This is a genomic window from Pseudomonas sp. CGJS7 (assembly GCF_036961695.1).
Map to the genome: position 1 here is coordinate 1 of NZ_JBAMDI010000129.1, position 17,252 is coordinate 17,252.

The following is a 17,252-nucleotide window of genomic DNA, read 5'->3' on the forward strand; positions in this document are numbered from 1 at the left end:
GTCGCAGTCCGGCCGTCCGATGCGCACCCAGCCGCCGGGCGTGGCCGTTACCGGCCAACCCGAACAGCTCAAGGGCGTGCGCCGCAACATGGCGCGGGTGATGGCCGACGCGCACAGCAAGGTCGTGCCGACCACGCTCGCCGACGACGCCGACATCCACGCCTGGGCGCCGGGCAACGACATCACCGGCCGTCTGGTCCGCGCGATCGTCGCCGCCTGCAAGGCCGTGCCCGCGCTCAATGCCTGGTTCGACGGCGACAAGCTCACCCGCACCCTGCATCCGCACGTCGACATCGGCATCGCGGTCGATACCGACGACGGCTTGTTCGTGCCGGCGCTGCGCAACGCCGACGTGCTCGACACCCGCGGCGTGCGCGAAGCGATCAACCGCCTGCGCGTGCAGGTCGAAGACCGCAGCATTCCCGCGTCCGAACTCACCGGCTACACCATCTCGCTGTCGAACTTCGGCATGTTCGCCGGCCGTTACGCCACGCCGGTGGTGGTGCCGCCGACGGTGGCGATCATCGCCGCCGGCAAGGGCCGTCATCAGATGACGCCGGTGATGGGCGGCTTCGAATCGCACAAGGTGATTCCGTTGTCGCTGACCTTCGATCACCGCGCCTGCACCGGCGGCGAAGCGGCGCGTTTCCTCAAGGCGATGATCGACGATCTGGCCCGCGCCAACTGATCGACCACGCAACACCCGCCCCTCGCGCATCATGCGCAGGGGCCGCGCGCGCCTCGCAACGAGGCGCTGCGTTGACCGCGACGAAACCACGGCTCGCGGCACTCGCGCACAACGCGCGATGACAGGTAGGCGACAGCAAATACGCCGCGCTATTTTTTTCATTTCGCGCAAACACGGCTTTTTTCAGCGGTTTTTGGCCGAAATTCGCGACAGCTGAGCGACAGCTTTGCATGCGCTGTCGTATCGATCGCGACTGCAATCACGCTCGCGATTTAGCCGGCGTCCAGGAACAAAAAATTCGCAACGCACGCGCATCGGGAATACCGCTAGCGTCGCCGTGCGACTCCGGCGCCACGCGCCCCCTGCTCCCTGGCATGGCATGCGGCGCCGGAGCGCAACCGACCGGAACTTCCGGATCGCCTTCCATCATTCAACGAGGAAATACCATGAAGCATTTCCCGCGCCGCGCGCTGGCACTGACGTCGCTGGCGAGCTGTCTGTTGGCCGCGAACGCCGCCCAGGCCGCGCCGAACTTTCAGATGCCCTTCGCCTGCAACGACGTCTGGGTGGCCAATACCTGGAACGGCCATTCGCCGGCCAATTCGGTCGACATGAACCGTCCTTCCGGCGGCGGCTCCACCGCCGGCTCCACCGTCGTCGCGTCCGCGGCCGGCAAGGTCACCATCTCGCAGTATTCCACCACCACCGGCTACGGCCACTACGTCGTGATCGATCACGGCGGCGGCTGGAAAACCTTGCACGCGCATCTGCAATCGCGCGCGGTGTCGGTCGGCGATCAAGTCCGCCAGGGTCAGAAGATCGGTTTGGTCGGCAACTCCAGCGCCAAGTACGACCTCGCCCCGCACCTGCACTACGAACAGGTCTACAACGGCGCGGTGCAGAAAGCGGTCTGGAACGGCGTGGCCCTGCGTTACTTCGAAAAGCGCAACTACACCAGCAAGAACAGCTGCGGCAGCGGCGGCGGCGTGGCCGGCTCGGTCAAGACCAACGGCGCCGCACTGAACGTGCGTTCCGGCCCCGGCACCGGCTACAGCTCGGTCGGCACCTTGGCCAACGGCAGCAGCGTCACCATCCGTTGCCAGAAAACCGGCGATTCGGTCGCGGGCTACTACGGCACCAGCAACATCTGGAACAACATCGGCCCGGCCGGCACCAACAAGTACATTCCCGACTCCTACACCTACACCGGTTCCGACGGCCGCGTCGCTCCGGATTGCTGATCCATCGCAACCGCCGCGGCAACGACAAGACGCGCACAGATCAGCGCGCCGACCCGCAAACGGACTGAAACCCAAGACGCAGCGAATCGCCGGACCGCATCTCATCGCATCGCACTACCGAGCGAATGCGACACCGCCTCGGCACCCACGTACCCGAGGCCTTTACGGCCCTTCTCGCGCGACAGCTAAACGACAGGTTGCAAAGCGTTTCGATCGGCCGCGACGGCGATCACGCTCGGCTTCTTGCCGGCGTCAAGGAATAAAAAATTCATCCGCTGGAAAATTAGGAATAACGCTAGCGTCATCGCCGCGACGCCCGGCCCGCCGGCCCGCTTACCCAGGGGCCGTCGGCGCCGGATCGTCCGGATCATCGTCACCCCACTCGCAAGGAAACCCCATGAACCAGTTCTCACGCCGAGCACCCGCCGCCTGCCTGGCGTCCTTGGCGTCCTGCCTGTTCGCCGCGAACGTCGCTCAGGCCGCGCCGAATTTCCAGATGCCCTTCGCCTGCAACGACGTTTGGGTCGCCAACACCTGGGACGGCCATTCGCCGGCCAATTCGGTCGACATGAACCGTCCCGCCAACAGTGGCTCCACCGCCGGATCCACCGTCGTCGCTTCGGCGGCCGGCGAAGTGGTCACCTCGGTGTATTCCACCAACACCGGCTACGGCAACTACGTCGTGATCGATCACGGCGGCGGCTGGAAGACCTTGCACGCGCACCTGCAATCGCGCGCGGTGTCGGTCGGCGATCGCGTCAGTCAGGGCCAGAAGATCGGTCTGGTCGGCAACACCAGCGCCAAGTACGACCTCGCCCCGCACCTGCACTACGAACAGATCTACAACGGCGTGGTGCAGAAGGCCGCGTGGAACGGCGTGGCGCTGCGCTACTTCGAAAAGCGCAACTACACCAGCAAGAACAGCTGCGGCGGCAGCGGCGGCGGCTACTCCGGCACGATCAAGACCAGCGGCACCGCCTTGAACGTGCGCTCCGGTCCCGGCACCGGCTACAGCGTGATCGGCTCGCTCGCCAACGGCACCGTGGTGAACATCCGCTGCCAGAAGACCGGCGAATCGATCAGCGGCACCTTCGGCACCAGCAACCTGTGGAACAACGTCGGCCCCAGCGGCAGCGATCAGTACGTTCCCGACTCCTACGTGCTCACCGGCGCCAGCGGGCAGATCGCTCCGACTTGTCCGTAATCCCGTAGCGGCCGCGGCCTCGACAAGACGCGTGGATCAACGCGCTGAAGCCTCACCGCCAGCAACGCCGCAACACGCTCGATAGACGCAACACCGCAATGCCTCGGCACCCACGTACCCGGGGCCTCTACGAGTCACTCCAATTTCGCTCAAGAGGTTTCCGTAATGAATCGTTTCGACACCGCGCGCAGCAAGCGCCATTCGCCGGCCGCGCTGGTCGCCCTGACCCTGGCCGCGTTCGGCCTGACCGCCACCAGCGCGCATGCGGCGCGGCCCGAATTCCAGATGCCCTTCGCCTGCGGCCAGACTTGGTACGGCGACACTTACGAAGGCCACGGCCTGCGTTACGCGGTGGATCTGAACCACAAGCCGCGCCCGCTCAGCGACGCCGACATCGGCGCGCCGGTGGTCGCCTCGGCCAAGGGCAAGGCCACCACCTACAATCCGCATCCGGGCACCGGCTACGGCAAGTTGGTGGTGATCGATCACGGCGACGGCTGGAGCACCTACTACGCGCACCTGGACAGCATCGCCATCGCCAACGGCGCCAACGTCGTGCAAGGGCAGAAGATCGGCACGCTCGGCAAGACCACGCGGGTGGGCAACGAAAGCATGTCCGCGCATCTGCATTACGAACAGCGTTTGAACAACGCCAGCCAGAAGATCGTCTGGAACGGTTCGCAGATCGCTTACGACCAATACGAAGTCGTCTACAAGAGCCGCAACAGCTGCGGCGTGACCGGCCCCGACGGCGCCGCCGGCACGGTCAACACCTACGGCGCCGACGTCAACGTCCGCTCCGGTCCCGGCACCAGCTACAGCGTAGTCGGATCGGTCGCCAGCGGCACCAACGTCAAGATCCGCTGCCAGAAGACCGGCGAATCGATCAGCGGCACCTACGGCACCAGCAACGTCTGGAACAACATCGGCGCCGCCGGCAGCAACAAGTACGTGCCCGACGCCTACACCTACACCGGCTCCAGCGGCCGCGTCGCCCCGGATTGCCCCTAACCCCCGATCGTCCCGGGCATCGACACAGCGCGCAAGCACTCGCGCGCCGATGCCCGGGCCGGCATCGCAACAGGCAACACCGCAACAGGCAGCACCGCGCATCACGTCCAACGCAGCAGCTCGAACCCAACACCGCCTCGGCACCCACGTATCGGCGGCGTCGACGAATCGCCCAACCTATCGCTCAAAGAGGTTATCGAAATGAATCGTCTCAGCACCCCGCGTTTCAACCGACGCGCGCACAGCGCACTGGCCGGCATCGCCGTCGCCCTCATCGGCATGACCGCAAGCACCGCGCATGCGGCGCGGCCCGACTTCCAGATGCCGTTCGCCTGCAACCAGACCTGGTACGGCGACACCTACGAGGGCCACGGCCTGCGCTACGCCGTCGACCTCAACCACAAGCCGCGCCCGCTCAGCAACGCCGACCTCGGCTCGCCGGTGGTCGCATCGGCCAAGGGCAAGGCCACCACCTACAACCCGCACCCGGGCACCGGTTACGGCAAGCTGGTGGTGATCGACCACGGCGGCGGCTGGACCACCTACTACGCGCACCTGGACAGCATCTCCGTCGCCAACGGCGCCAACGTCAACCAGGGCCAGAAGATCGGCACGCTCGGCAAGACCACCCGCCCGGGCAACGAAGGCATGTCCGCGCACCTGCACTTCGAACAACGCCTCAACAACGCCAGCCAAAAGATCGTCTGGAACGGCTCGCAGATCGTGTACGACAAGTACGAAGTCGCCTACAAGAGCCGCAACAGCTGCGGCAGCACGCCCGGCGGCCACGCCGGCACCGTGCGCACCAGCGGCTCGGCCCTGAACGTGCGCTCCGGCCCGGGCACCAGCTACAGCGCGGTCGGCTCGCTGGCCAACGGCAGCGACGTGGTCATCCGTTGCCAGAAGAACGGCGAAAGCGTCACCGGCACTTACGGCACCAGCACCTTGTGGAACAACATCGCACCGGCGGGCAGCAACAAGTACATCCCCGACGTCTACACCTTCACCGGTTCCGACGGCCGCGTCGCACCGGACTGCTGATCCACGGCAGTACCGCGACCCAACGGGGCGGCGCACGCGCCGCCCCGAATCGGCCGAACCGACCGAAGCCAGCAAACGCATCGACGCATTACGGAACCGCGCGCATGAACCGACTTCAATTGAGCCTGGCCCTGCTGGCCGCCGCCTTGGCCGGCGGCGTGATCGGTCACTCGATCACCCGCGCATCCGCCGCGCCCGCGCCCCACCACAGCGATGCAGCCACCGTCGCCGGCGGTCCCCGCAAGACCTTCGAACCGTTCGCACAGACACCGGCACAAGCGCAGCACGCCGCTTACGGCAACCCCTCGCGCGCGGGCGACAACCTGGACCGCATGACCCAACGCGCCCGCCGCGACCCCGCCTACCTGCGCGAACTGCTGCGCGACTACGGCTTCGAAACCGAACTCGACAAACGCGGCGCGCTGCTGGCCGTGCTGCAAGGCGTGGCCAATCAGGAAGTGCTGCGGCTGGGCCAGCAAATGGCCGCCAGCAGCGACCCCGAGCAACGCCGCAGCGGCCTGGACCTGCTCAAATCGTTCTCACTGGACGTACCCGAAGTCCGCGACCTGCTGACCAAGCAAATCCAGGGCGAACGCGACCCGGCCATGCTCAAGCAACTGGTCGACATGCTATCGCCGGCGGTGATCGCCAGCGAAGACGCCGCGCCCGTGCTCGAACGCCTGGAATCGCTGCGCCGCCACGCCGACCCGGCGGTGCGCGCCAGCAGCGTTCTGCAGTCGGTGCAATGGAACAAGAGCGGCAACAACGAAGACATCCTGCACCAAGCGATTCTCGACAGCGACCTGAGCGTGCGGCAGGCCGCGATCGCCGGCATCACCGCCTCGGGCACGCGTTCGGACCGGCTCAAGGATTCGCTGTTGGCTATCGCTGTGGACCCGCGCAGCGACGCGGAGACGCGCAACTCGGCGGTGTTCGCGTTGCAGAATTTCGCGATGAGCCGTGGGGAGTATGCGTTGTATCGGAAGGCCGCCGAACAGGTGGTCGACGGGGATGGGCATGAGCGGGAGTATCCGCGGAACTGAGGGCACGACGGGTTTCAGCTTCGCTCGTCAGCGGCTCGACTCACGCGACAAGCGCGATTAAACCTTGGGGCCGCCACGATCATTCATATCAGGCGTCCCACTCATGGCCTAAGGGGAAAAGACGCATCCTTGATCATCTTGTCCGTGGACCATGTGGATCGAGGCATTCTTTGGGTTGCGCTCCTGCTCGAACCATTCGAAAGAGCGATGCAGCCATTGCATCAGGATAGCGCGGATCGTCACGCCATGACTAACGATGACCACTTGATTGATGCCTTTCTTGTCGTAATCGCGATGAAAGGTACCGAACGCCTGGTGAACGCGGACGGCAACATCGAACCTGCTCTCTCCCAATGGCATCCTCGCCCAGAACCGGCCCTCATGTTCGAGCTGCTTGTTGTAGTGAGCCGTTTCCAGAGGAAATCGTTCCGACAGTTCGTCCTCCGGAATCCCGTCGAAGAGGCCGAACTGCTGCTCGACAAGATTGATGTGTTCTCTTCTGTCGAACAAGAACTTGGCCTTGCGTTCCTCGCCAACCTGCGCCGCCACCGCATTGATGCCGCGAATGACTTCATCGGCCGTCTGTCGAGTCCGCTTGTAAGGCGACACCCAGAATCGAGTGCGCGTATCGGGCATGTTGTTCTCAAGAAAATACCGCCCAAGCCATTCGCCTGCAGACAAAGCTTCCTGCCGGCCCTTCTGACTGAGCGAAATGGCATGATCCGCTAGTTCGAGATGCTTCTTCTTGTCGACATTCCCTTCCGACTCACCATGTCGAATCAGTATCAGTTTCAACGGCGTCATGGGTTATTTTCTCGGTAGCAACCAAGCGTCTGTTCGCGGCCTTGCTTCATTTCATTGCAGTCTTCAAGGCGAAGCTACATCTTCGGCCCGCGGCTGGGATCATCCGGCCCGCGTTGCGCCGATTCCTGAGCCAGTTGCCGATTGACCACCTGGGTTTCCTTCAGTGTGTCTTGCATCGACGGCACCGGGCCATTCACGCTCGCCGCTGCATAGAAGCCGGGCGTGACGCTGCCGACCCATAGCTTCCCATCCGCCATGCCTACCTGCCCCACGCGTTCCGCATCGGGGATGCCGTTACGCTTGGCTTCCAGCATCGCTTTGGCGACGACTTCGTCCGACACGCTGGCCGGCGCGCCGCCGCGAATCTTGGCGAACATGGCTTGGTCGGCTGGGGACAAGCTTGCGATATCGCGATCCGCATTCACCCGATCGCCGAGCGCGCGCTCGCTTTCGCCGGCGCCGCCGTGGCCGCGTTGCGGTTCGCGCGAAGTCGACTGTGCCTGGGAAACGACCATAGTGGCTGCACGATCTTCGGCTACGACCGCTTGCGGCTCCGCGTTTGGCGGCGATGGGGCCGCGATGCTTTCAACAGTACGCTGCTCATGCGTGGCCGGAGCGGTCGGACTTTGGCGTTCGGGCTCAGTTGCAACGGTCGCGGGTTGCTTCGGCTGCGCTAACGTCGGTTCCCGCACCTCGGACTCTGAAGTGCCCGGTCTGTTTTGGGTCGCGGCCTTCGCTTCCGGATCCAAACTGGCGGCCTTCTGCAATTCGATCTTGACCTGTTGCGCCACCGCCAACGCCTGGACCGTATCCGGATCGACCCGCCCGGTATCAGGCAAGCCGTGGTCGCGTTGCAGCTGGCGCACGGCGTATTCGGTTGCGGCGTCGAAGTTCCCACGCTCCGGCACCGGCGCGTCATCGGGGCCGCGATAGCCCACCCGTTGCAATCGATACTGGAGCATCTCCACGTCTTGGCCGCGGTCGCCGCGCCGCAAAGCTCCGTCGTCCGGCGACGGCGCGTTGTCGGCCGCCGCTGCTTGCGGTACAGGCGTAGACGACACCTGGGCCGGCGCCTCGGGCGCCGGCGCTGGCGCTGGCGCGGGCGGTGGTGCGGGTGCCGGCGCCTTCGCTTCCAAAGCGTCTTGCTTTGTCGCCTCAGCCAGCGGAGCGGCAACCGGCGTGGGCTCGGTTGGCTTCGGTACCGATTGCGATCCCTCTTCGGCCCACACTTTGGTGTTCTTCGGCTCGCTAGCCGACGGCGAAACCGATGGAGTGGCGGTGGCTATGCCAGCGCTCCGCTGAGCGACATCCAGGGGCGCGGACGATGCGCGCAAACTCTCGACAGATGGATTGCCCGTCTGCTGCTCCCGCATCTTATCCGCCGCAAGCTCGGCAACCACCGGCTTGACCAATACGGGCGACGGCGCTTCCGGCGCGGGCGACGCTTCTGGCTTGGGTTGCGGACGCAGACGATCCGCGACGGCCGCGTCTATGACGATCTCAGGTTCGCCATCCGCCGCGCCCGCTACCGCTTGCCGTGCCGCGTCCTGCACATCGTCCCGCTTCAAGCCCAAGCGATTGGCCTCGCGAACGACTTGTTCCAACGCAGCCAACTGTTGCGCGGACAAGTTAGCGATCCGCAACTCCGGCGCGTCCGGCGTGGTGGGAGGCGGCGAACGGATATCCAGCAGCGCCATCTGCACTTCCAGCGGGCTGGTAACCGCGTAGACGCGGTTCGCGCCGTCGGCGCCGCGGCCGATGTGCTCGATCGGGCTGTCGACATCGAACTTGCCACTCGCGTTGAGCGCCAGATGCAACGACGTCGCCAGCGGCGCGACTCCATACTCCTGCTGCGTGCGCCTTACCGCTTCCAGCGTCGCTTCAAGCCGTTCCGGATTGGGCTCGACGCCGTGCACCCTGAACGTCGCCAGCAAGTCCTTACGCTCGATGTCCTCCAGCCTCGGCAGCTGCCGCGGCGGAATCGCAGCCACTTGCTGCCTGTGTTGCTCCAACTGCGGCTGCAACTGCGCGCGCGTGCTTTCCAACTCTTGACGCAAATTCCCCGCGGCCACCACCGACTCGCCATTGCGCTGCCACTGCCCGTCGGCCGTGCGCTGGTACAGCTTGCCGTCCGAAGCCACCATCGAATCGTCGCGCAGCGCCGATTCAATGGAAGGCGGCATCGCGCCGAACCGTTCCCAGTACTCGCTCCGATGCACCATCTCATAGCGAGCGGCCATCGGCGCCGGACCGTTGGCGATGTTGTCGCGAATCACCTGCTGCGATGCGCGATCCAACTCCACCGCACGCTCGGGGGTAGCCGTATCGACTCGAACCATCGGCACGCCGGGCTGCTCGAAACCCTCGACAACCTTGCGCTCCCATGCACCCGATTGCGGATTACGCTCCCAATCGGCGCGGCGCAAACTCGGTGGATCGCTGTCCGCTGCCGCGTGCGCGAACGGATTGCGCGGCGATTCCAACCTCCCTATCGCCAGCTCCGTTGCCGAGTTGCTGGCCCGATAGCTCAGCTCAGCGGTCTTTTCCGGATCGGCGGAAAAGGCCTGCTTCACCGGCTTGTCTACGCCGTCATCGAGCATATCGCCCAAATCCTGACGAACCCATTGCAGCCCGTTGGACTCCCAGGCGACACCCTGCAGATCGGTTTGCTTGAAGGTCTTGTAGCTGTCCAGCACCTTGGCGACGTGCTCGCCCACATGCGCGCCGGCCATGGCCGCGCCGCCGACGACGATGAAGCCGACCACACCCGGCCCCGTACTGGCTGCGGTGGCAACCAAGCCCACGGCGCTACCGCCGATCCAACCGCCGGTGCCGCGCGCGGCATAGTGCGTCAGTTCCGACTGGGCCGCCAGTGGGTTTTCTTGCGCGAGGCGGGTCTCCACACGAGACCCGGTCTGTACCGCGTCGTAGGCGCTGGCGGCTATACCCAGGCCGACCGCGGCGCCCACGCGCTTAATTTGGGCAGTCCTTGCGCCCTCTACGGCGCGCTCGGCCTGTGCGACCTGCGCTTGCCAGTCGCTAAGATGCTGTTGTCCTGCCAGAACGTACTCGGTGGGCGGGTTCATGCTCTCGGCTAGCGGTCGGGTTACCGCAGTAAATCTGGGAGTCACACCTTCAATCTGCGTTCCGACGAAGTACTCGCGGCTATCCATCTGAATCGGGCCTTCGCCTGTTTTCAGTGGCTTGCCTTCATCGTCCATCACTACGCGCAACCGACCGACATTTTCGCGGGATCGTGCAACGATCATTTCAAACGCAGTCTGATCACCATGTGTGGTTTGACGCGCCACCAGCACTGCACGCGGAATTTCTTCCACGGTGGTAACGTTATGATTCGCCAGTATATGCGGCACCTCAATCGCGCCGAAAACCCGCGCAGGCTGAGCATCGCTAACGATGGCGCGCACCTCACCGATCGTCTTGTCCGCAAAGCGGGCGGACGCGTCCGCCCACGGACCTTCAGTGGGGTGATAGAGCCAATCACTGGCGGGACCACGATAGTTTCCGAGAACTAGTTGCTCCGCGTCAGCTAAGCCGTGAGCCTTCGCTACTGCATGGTAGAATTCGCGGGACTTGAAGAACTGCGCCGCTTGACTTCTATTGATGACGCGAACGTCCTCATTGGATTCCACCATGCTGTCGACCACATCTGAAGACCACACTCCTTTTGCAGTTTGCCCACTGTAGAGGACGGTGAGTCGGCCCGGACTGTCTGCGTCCAACTGCGCGGCTAACGCTCGAAGTTTCTCTGGAGTTGCGTATTCACTTGGGTAGCGGCGAAGAAGCGCTTTTGCTTCATCAGCAGTCAGCGCATCGGTCATATCACGCACCCCTCATCAACCTCAAGGATGACTTGATAGCTCGGCCACTCGCGCGAGTAGATGCCGAAGCTTCTGTACGCGGTTAGCGCATCTTTAAGGTCCGCAAGAATCTGCGTCCTCTGCTCCTTTAAGTGCAAGGGCAAACCGCTGCTGCCATTGAGCCACATGAGCTTCCATTGCGCCCATCCCGCACCGTCCGCATCCTCCCCTCCGGATATCAGATCAAGCCGCAGGACAATCAAATCGCCGTGCCAATAGAGCGTCCATGACATTCTGTTTCGAAGTTCTGGTTCAGCCCCGCCGCCTATAGCGACATTTCTGAGATAAACGTCTCGATCACGGTCAATCGTCCAATCCCTTGCTCGTGTTCCATTGGATACAAATTTTTCATCAATTTCTTCGATCCGATACTTCTCGACGTCCTCATCAGATATGAATTCATTAACAAACGACATTTCAAGACTCCGTGTTATTAGATAGCCTGGGCTCGCCGCTGCGTCGATTGTTTTGATAGTGCACGATGCCGCCAGGAGCCACAGGTTGACTCAACTTAGTCGCCCGCTTGGCGACTCTGGAGCGCCCTCGGTCGCCCCAGGCTGTCAGCACATCAAGCTGCGGCTTCTGTGGTGCGGGGTATTCAGCCGGGCTGTTTTGTAAGAACTTTGCTGCCATCCCCGCTACGAGCGGCCTTGTCACAGCACACACTCCTCTCCAATCTCCAACGTGATGCTGTACTCAGAGTAGTCAGCGGAGTAGACGCCAGATCCCTGATACGCCGTCAAGGCTTCTCTCAAATCCCCAATAATCTGGCCTCTGAACTGCTCCAAGTGCAGCGGCAATCCGCTACTGCCATTGAGCCAAACCAACTTCCAATGCGACCAGCCGGGCTCTCCCGGCCCACCGCTGGCGTCAAGCAGGTCGAGGCGAAGAGTTAGCAATTCGCCATGCCAATAGAATGTCCAGGTGGTCTGATTACGGAGTTCCGGCTCAGCCCCGGCACCCGTCGCAACATTGCGCAGATAGATATCGCGATCGCGATCTACCGTCCAATCTCGCGCATTGGTTCTACCAACCACAAACTTTGCGTTGATAGCTTTGAGGTCGTACTTCTCGACATCCGCGGCGGGAATGAATTCGTTCAGAAACGGCATTTTTTAGCGCTCCGTGTCAGCACATACGCCAGGCACGCCGGTACGCGCAGAAAGCGCGGAGATACGGATTGCAATGGTCGGCAGAAATCAAGCATATGAACTGTCCGTGTCAAGCCTCTGATCGCACATCCTGGACGATACGGGCTGCTGTCGATTGACGCGAAGCGCTCCAACCGGGAGGTTCCGCAGCTGGCATGTCTACGTCGTCTTCCACCGGGAGATTGATACGGGCCACTAGTGCCGTCAAGTCCGAGTATTTCTGACACATCGAAGTTTTCGGGCCGAACTTCGATTTCTCACAAGAACATGTTGACCCTTGCTGTTCTCAAGCGATTTTCAGGCACATTTCCTGCTCCACTGAATAAACCCGGCAAGGCTAAGTACGCCGCGGATATTGCCGCAGAGCCCCTCGGCCCGCCGCGGGCCCTGGACGTCGCGCGAGCGGCACACACCGAACCCGGCACTTCCCTCCCCACCCGCAACCCGTCACCCTGACTCAACCCCCAAACCGGACCCACCGCCATGGCCCACCGCAGCCGCCTGGCCGGCTTCATCATCGATTGCGAAACCGGCGAGATCGACGCCGCCGCCGAGTTCTGGAGCGGCGCGCTCGGCTTGGCCCGGGTCGAAACCTACGACGACGACGGCGCGCAGTACGCGCAACTGGCCGATGCGGCGGGCTCGCTGCATGTGGAAGTGCAGAAGGTCTCGCATCCTTCGCGTGTGCATCTGGATATCGAGAGCGACGATCTGGATGCGGAAGCGGCGCGTCTGGAAAAGCTCGGCGCGACTCGGGTCGGGTTCGTGAAGCGTTGGTGGGTGATGCAGGCGCCGACGGGGCATCGGTTCTGCATTGTGCGGATGAAGCATCCGGAGTTGGGGACGCCGCCTAACGTTTGGGATTAGCGGTCGCCGGTAAAGCGGCTCTGCGCTAGCGCCGGGCGCAAAGTCAAAATGGATTCCGGCTTTCGCCGGAATGATGGGTGTGGGGAATGCCGCGATTTTGTTGGTGTGCCTAGGTTACCCGTAGCGGGAGACGACGCCGCTCAACTGTCGTCGACCACCAACCGATCGCGTCCGGCCGCTTTGGCTCGGTACAAGGCTTGATCGGCGCGATCGAACACTTGCTCGGGCTCATCCCTGCCCGGTTCGCCTCCGGCCACGCCGATCGACACGGTCAGCGCGAACGGCAGCGCCGAGCGGGCGACGCGTTGGCGGATGCGTTCGCCGACTTCGGCCGCGGTGGCCAGGCGGGTGCCAGGCAAGACGACCAGGAATTCTTCGCCGCCGTAACGCACCGCCATGTCGCCTTCGCGGATCGACGCGGCGACCGAGTCGGCCACCGCGCGCAAGGCGCGATCGCCGAGCAGGTGGCCGTGGCGGTCGTTGACGCGCTTGAAGTGATCCACGTCGATCAGCATCAAGGTGTAGGCGCCGCGGCCCAGGCGCGACCACGCGTCGGGGCTGCCCTGCAATTGGCTCAGCGCGGCGCGATTGAGCAGGCCGGTCAAGGCGTCGTGGCTGGCGCTGTGCTGAAGCTGTTCGTGCCGGCGCTGCAGATCGGCCTGCGCGCTTTCGAGCTGGCGCGCGAACGCTTCGCGCTCGGACAGCAGGCGCTGCTGCTCCAGCGCATAGCGGCGCAGTTCGAACAGGTGCTGGATTTGCCGCGCCAACGCCGCGAGGCCTTCGCGCTGCGCCGCGCGCAAAACGCGTGGCTGGGCATCGAGCACGCAAATCATGCCCAAGGGATGGCCGTCCGGGCTCAACAGCGGCGCGCCTGCGTAGAAGCGCAGCGGTTTTCCGTCTTCCAAGGTCAGCCCGAGCGAGGCGAAGCGCGGGTCGCCGGTAACGTCGTCGATCAGGGTCAATCGATCGGGCCGCGCTTCCCAGATCAGCTGGCTGCAGATCGACAGCGAGCGCGGCAACTCCGTGGGTTCGATGCCGTGGCGCGCCTTGAACCAGACCCGCTCCTGATCGAGCAAGGCGATCGCCGCCGCCGAGGTATCGCACAAGGTCGCGGCCAGGCGGACCATATCGTCGTAGGCCGGTTCGGCGACGCTGTCGAGCAGGCCGTAAGCGTGCAGCGCGGACAGTCGCTCGGGTTCGTCGCCGCAGGTCGCTAACGCCGGGCCGGGCGGGATCGAGCCGAGTTCGGCCGAACCGGGCAGAACCGGATCGGACGGAGACTGCGACGGTGGGATACGCAACGGCACGATGGTCATCGGCGATCGGAATCAAGCATCGTTACGGGTGCCGGTTCAGGCTACCGCAGTTGCGTTCAGCAGCCGTGACGGCGCGCGCCGTTTGACGCATTGCCGGCGCCGGCCGTCACCGGGCCCGCCGATGCGGGCAGCGCATGGGTTCAATCCGCGCCGCCCATCGAACCTAACCCGCGCGATCCAGCCAAACCGCGAGGCCCTGCGCATTGAGTTCGACATCGATCGCCAAGGCCGCGCGCACCTGCGCATCGTCGAGCGGGCTGCCGTGCGCCGCCGCGCGGGCGGCGTAGTAATCGGCCAAGGCCGCGGTCAGCGATGCGTGGCGGTCGCCGCCGGCGGCATGCGCTTGCCGCGCCATGCTCACCATCGCGTCGATCTGTTCGATCAGCTCCGCGCCCAGCCGCTGCACATCGCCGACCCGGCCGTAGTGGGTCAGAAACACCCAGGCCGGATCGCGCGCCAGCAGCGCGCGGATCGATGCCTTCAACGGTTCGGGTTCGAACTGCACCGGCGAGCTGGTCGGCAGCACGAACGGGCCGCGCGGCGAATCGAACTCGCGATACGACAAGCCGAAGGTGTCGCCGGTGAACCAGCCGCGGCTGCGCTGATCCCACACGCACAGGTGATGGCGCGCATGTCCGGGCGTGTCCACGCACAGCAGCGGGCGCCCGGCCAGATCGACCACATGGCCGTCTGCGGCGATCACCACGCGTTCGGCCGGCACCGGCACGATCTCGCCGTAGCTGCGCGCCATTTCCTCCTCGCCGTACACCGCGGTGGCGCCGGCGACCAGGCGCGAGGGATCGATCATGTGCGGCGCGCCGCGCGGATGCACCACCAGCCGCGCGTTGGGCAAGCGCTGCATCAATGCGCCGGCGCCGCCGGCGTGGTCCAGATGCACGTGGGTCAGGATCAGCCAATCCACGTCCGACGGCGTCAGCCCTTGCGCGTCCAGCGCCGCCAGCAAGGCCGGAATCGAATGCTGGGTGCCGCAATCGACGAACGCGGCGCGGCCGCGTTCCACCAGCAGGTACGCGGCATCGAAGATCGGCCGCTGAAAGCCGGTATCGACGGTGACGATGCCGGGCGAGTCGGCATCGTGTTCGGAGGATCGATGGGCGATGTTCATGGCGAAAGCATCCGGCGGCGGCTGCCCCGAGTCTATGCCCTGCCAGGTCATGGCCGCGATGCGGCTTTGGTCGGCAAGCCGGCGCCGCCGCGATCGCTCAGCCGCGGCGGCCGGCGGTTCCGCGCAACCAGCGCCAGCGCACCGCGAAGGCGATCGCCAGCACCAGCAGAAACACGCCGTAACCCAGCGAGGTGGCCAGAATCTGCGGCCACATCGCGCCGTAATCGTGACCGGCGTGCATATGCGCCCAATGCACCGCCAGCACGAACGCGCACACCGACGCCGCCAGCGACACCGCATCGAACAACTTGCGCGCCAGCATCCGCGGCTGGCGCGGATACAGCCAGAACAACGCGCCGAGAATCGCGAACCAAGGCAGGAACAGAATCAGCGCCAGATTGACTTCGACAAAGCGGCTCACCGCACGGCGTCTCCCGACCCGGCTGCCTGCTTGGCCGCGCGCGCGTCGCTTTCGGCCTGGGCGATCGCCGCCAGCGCCGCGGCGACCCGCGCCTGCCCTGCGTCGTCGACCGGCTCGGCCGCCGCCAGCAGACGCGCCAGTTCCAACTGCCCGGCCTTGGCCGCGCCGAGCAACTGGCCGATGTCCTTGGGCGCGGCGAAAGCGCGGCTTTGCAGCAGCACTTCGTCGCCGTCGGCGAGTTTGAAATAGAACTGGCCGTCGTTCTCGCGGTACTGCTTGAACGCCGGCACCGACGCGGACTTGGGCTCGGCCTTGGCCGGCGCGGACGCCGTCGCGACGCGCGAGAGATCGCGCAGGCCCACCGCTTCGCGCAAGGCTTTCATCCGAGCGATCACGTAACGCTCGCGCACCCGGCGCGCGCCGTCGACCAGAATCGCTTCGATGTCCTGCGGACGCGACATCAGGTCTTCGTACTTCTCGCGCAGCGGCGCGATCTCCGCGTCGACGCGTTCGAACAGCGCCTGCTTGGCCTCGCCCCAGCCGATGCCGTCGGCGAAGGCGCGGCGCATGGCCTGGGTTTCTTCTGCGCTGGCGAAGGCCTGATAGATCTGGAACAAGGCCGAACCTTCGGTGTCCTTGGCCTCGCCCGGCGCGCGCGAATCGGTGACGATGGAATAGATCAGCTTCTTGAGCTGATCGCGCGGCGCGAACAACGGGATGGTGTTGTCGTAGCTCTTGCTCATCTTGCGGCCGTCCAGGCCCGGCAAGGTCGCCACGCTTTCTTCGATCTGCGCTTCGGGCAGCACGAAATGCTCGCCGTAGATGTGGTTGAAGCGCTGACCGAAATCGCGCGCCATCTCGATGTGCTGGATCTGATCGCGGCCCACCGGCACCTTGTGCGCGTTGAACACCAGGATGTCGGCCGACATCAGCACCGGGTACATGAAGAGGCCCGCGTTGATGCCGGCGTCCTCGTCCTCGTTCTCGGCCACGTTCTTGTCGACCGCGGCCTTGTAGGCGTGGGCGCGGTTGAGAATGCCCTTGCCGGCCACGCAGGTCAGAAACCACGCCAGCTCGGGAATTTCGGCGATGTCGCTCTGACGGTAGAACCAGACCTTGGCCGGATCCAGACCGCAGGCCAGCCACGTCGCAGCGATTTCCAGGGTCGAGCGCTGCACGCGCTCGGGCTCGGTCACTTTGATCAGCGCGTGCAGATCGGCGAGGAAGTAATAGCTCTCCGCATCCGGGGCGCGGCTGGCGAGGATGGCCGGGCGGATCGCGCCGGCGTAGTTGCCCAGGTGCGGGGTGCCGGAGGTGGTGATGCCGGTGAGGACGCGGGTCAGGGTCATAACGGATCTTGCGGGAACGTGATCGGCCAGTTTAAGGCCAAAGCCCCGGGCCGGACGTGCCGGCTCAGCGCCGTTCCGCGGCCGTTCCGGGGCGTCCGTCGCGGCGCGG

At 64.7% G+C, this 17,252-nt stretch carries 15 protein-coding genes; 7 read left to right on the forward strand and 8 right to left on the reverse strand.

Annotated elements, in window-relative coordinates; all coding sequences use genetic code 11:
- From V7787_RS43250 to V7787_RS43275, 6 genes are all read left to right on the forward strand, one after another.
- A partial coding sequence (locus V7787_RS43250; protein ID WP_336093812.1) for a 2-oxo acid dehydrogenase subunit E2 occupies positions 1–688 on the forward strand: 688 nt, incomplete at its 5' end.
- A gap of 446 nt (positions 689–1,134) precedes the next feature.
- Complete coding sequence (locus V7787_RS43255; RefSeq protein WP_336093813.1) at positions 1,135–1,929, forward strand: peptidoglycan DD-metalloendopeptidase family protein; 795 nt, start codon at positions 1,135–1,137, stop codon at positions 1,927–1,929.
- A gap of 397 nt (positions 1,930–2,326) precedes the next feature.
- Positions 2,327–3,133 (forward strand): peptidoglycan DD-metalloendopeptidase family protein, encoded by an 807-nt coding sequence (locus V7787_RS43260; RefSeq protein WP_336093814.1) that lies wholly within the window; start codon positions 2,327–2,329, stop codon positions 3,131–3,133.
- Positions 3,134–3,298: 165 nt separating this feature from the next.
- Positions 3,299–4,144 carry a peptidoglycan DD-metalloendopeptidase family protein gene (locus V7787_RS43265; protein ID WP_336093815.1) on the forward strand — a complete coding sequence of 282 codons (846 nt, stop codon included), beginning with the start codon at positions 3,299–3,301 and terminating at the stop codon, positions 4,142–4,144.
- Positions 4,145–4,345: 201 nt separating this feature from the next.
- Positions 4,346–5,185, forward strand: coding sequence for a peptidoglycan DD-metalloendopeptidase family protein (locus tag V7787_RS43270; protein ID WP_336093816.1), 840 nt, complete (start codon positions 4,346–4,348; stop codon positions 5,183–5,185).
- 104 nt (positions 5,186–5,289) lie between these two features.
- Positions 5,290–6,228 carry a HEAT repeat domain-containing protein gene (locus tag V7787_RS43275; protein ID WP_336093818.1) on the forward strand — a complete coding sequence of 313 codons (939 nt, stop codon included), beginning with the start codon at positions 5,290–5,292 and terminating at the stop codon, positions 6,226–6,228.
- A gap of 108 nt (positions 6,229–6,336) precedes the next feature.
- Here V7787_RS43275 and V7787_RS43280 read toward each other — a convergent pair whose 3' ends face one another.
- From V7787_RS43280 to V7787_RS43295, 4 genes are all read right to left on the reverse strand, one after another.
- The gene (locus V7787_RS43280) at positions 6,337–7,032 is read right to left on the reverse strand and encodes a histidine phosphatase family protein (RefSeq protein WP_336093819.1); all 696 of its coding nucleotides are present in this window, start codon (positions 7,030–7,032) and stop codon (positions 6,337–6,339) included.
- Positions 7,033–7,106: 74 nt separating this feature from the next.
- The gene (locus V7787_RS43285) at positions 7,107–10,874 is read right to left on the reverse strand and encodes a peptidoglycan-binding protein (RefSeq protein ID WP_336093820.1); all 3,768 of its coding nucleotides are present in this window, start codon (positions 10,872–10,874) and stop codon (positions 7,107–7,109) included.
- Positions 10,871–11,329: a hypothetical protein gene (locus V7787_RS43290; protein WP_336093821.1), complete on the reverse strand. Its 459-nt coding sequence runs from the start codon at positions 11,327–11,329 to the stop codon at positions 10,871–10,873. The genes V7787_RS43285 and V7787_RS43290 overlap by 4 nt, the downstream gene beginning before the upstream one ends.
- A gap of 237 nt (positions 11,330–11,566) precedes the next feature.
- On the reverse strand, positions 11,567–12,025 hold the full coding sequence (locus V7787_RS43295; protein ID WP_336093822.1) for a hypothetical protein: 459 nt from the start codon (positions 12,023–12,025) through the stop codon (positions 11,567–11,569).
- A gap of 522 nt (positions 12,026–12,547) precedes the next feature.
- On the opposite strand from V7787_RS43295, the gene V7787_RS43300 reads away from it, so the two are divergent.
- Positions 12,548–12,931 carry a VOC family protein gene (locus V7787_RS43300; protein ID WP_336093823.1) on the forward strand — a complete coding sequence of 128 codons (384 nt, stop codon included), beginning with the start codon at positions 12,548–12,550 and terminating at the stop codon, positions 12,929–12,931.
- Positions 12,932–13,071: 140 nt separating this feature from the next.
- Here the strand turns inward: V7787_RS43300 and V7787_RS43305 are convergent, their stop codons facing one another.
- The 4 genes from V7787_RS43305 to V7787_RS43320 all read right to left on the reverse strand — a co-directional run bounded on the left by V7787_RS43305 (position 13,072) and on the right by V7787_RS43320 (position 17,143).
- A complete protein-coding gene (locus V7787_RS43305; protein ID WP_336093824.1) occupies positions 13,072–14,247 on the reverse strand; it encodes a GGDEF domain-containing protein in 1,176 nt (391 codons plus the stop codon).
- A 163-nt stretch (positions 14,248–14,410) separates the two neighbouring features.
- On the reverse strand, positions 14,411–15,373 hold the full coding sequence (locus V7787_RS43310; RefSeq protein ID WP_336093825.1) for an MBL fold metallo-hydrolase: 963 nt from the start codon (positions 15,371–15,373) through the stop codon (positions 14,411–14,413).
- A gap of 97 nt (positions 15,374–15,470) precedes the next feature.
- Entirely contained in the window at positions 15,471–15,794 is a 324-nt protein-coding gene (locus tag V7787_RS43315; RefSeq protein ID WP_336093826.1) for a hypothetical protein, read from the reverse strand.
- Positions 15,791–17,143 carry a tryptophan--tRNA ligase gene (locus tag V7787_RS43320; protein ID WP_336093828.1) on the reverse strand — a complete coding sequence of 451 codons (1,353 nt, stop codon included), beginning with the start codon at positions 17,141–17,143 and terminating at the stop codon, positions 15,791–15,793. The genes V7787_RS43315 and V7787_RS43320 overlap by 4 nt, the downstream gene beginning before the upstream one ends.
- Positions 17,144–17,252: the final 109 nt, after the last annotated feature.

Bases quoted from the DNA above. Each gene is read 5' to 3' on its own strand.
- V7787_RS43255 (WP_336093813.1), top strand. From the start codon at position 1,135: ATGAAGCATTTCCCGCGCCGCGCGCTGGCACTGACGTCGCTGGCGAGC.
- V7787_RS43260 (WP_336093814.1), top strand. From the start codon at position 2,327: ATGAACCAGTTCTCACGCCGAGCACCCGCCGCCTGCCTGGCGTCCTTG.
- V7787_RS43265 (WP_336093815.1), top strand. From the start codon at position 3,299: ATGAATCGTTTCGACACCGCGCGCAGCAAGCGCCATTCGCCGGCCGCG.
- V7787_RS43270 (WP_336093816.1), top strand. From the start codon at position 4,346: ATGAATCGTCTCAGCACCCCGCGTTTCAACCGACGCGCGCACAGCGCA.
- V7787_RS43275 (WP_336093818.1), top strand. From the start codon at position 5,290: ATGAACCGACTTCAATTGAGCCTGGCCCTGCTGGCCGCCGCCTTGGCC.
- V7787_RS43280 (WP_336093819.1), bottom strand. From the start codon at position 7,032: ATGACGCCGTTGAAACTGATACTGATTCGACATGGTGAGTCGGAAGGG.
- V7787_RS43285 (WP_336093820.1), bottom strand. From the start codon at position 10,874: ATGACCGATGCGCTGACTGCTGATGAAGCAAAAGCGCTTCTTCGCCGC.
- V7787_RS43290 (WP_336093821.1), bottom strand. From the start codon at position 11,329: ATGTCGTTTGTTAATGAATTCATATCTGATGAGGACGTCGAGAAGTAT.
- V7787_RS43295 (WP_336093822.1), bottom strand. From the start codon at position 12,025: ATGCCGTTTCTGAACGAATTCATTCCCGCCGCGGATGTCGAGAAGTAC.
- V7787_RS43300 (WP_336093823.1), top strand. From the start codon at position 12,548: ATGGCCCACCGCAGCCGCCTGGCCGGCTTCATCATCGATTGCGAAACC.
- V7787_RS43305 (WP_336093824.1), bottom strand. From the start codon at position 14,247: ATGACCATCGTGCCGTTGCGTATCCCACCGTCGCAGTCTCCGTCCGAT.
- V7787_RS43310 (WP_336093825.1), bottom strand. From the start codon at position 15,373: ATGAACATCGCCCATCGATCCTCCGAACACGATGCCGACTCGCCCGGC.
- V7787_RS43320 (WP_336093828.1), bottom strand. From the start codon at position 17,143: ATGACCCTGACCCGCGTCCTCACCGGCATCACCACCTCCGGCACCCCG.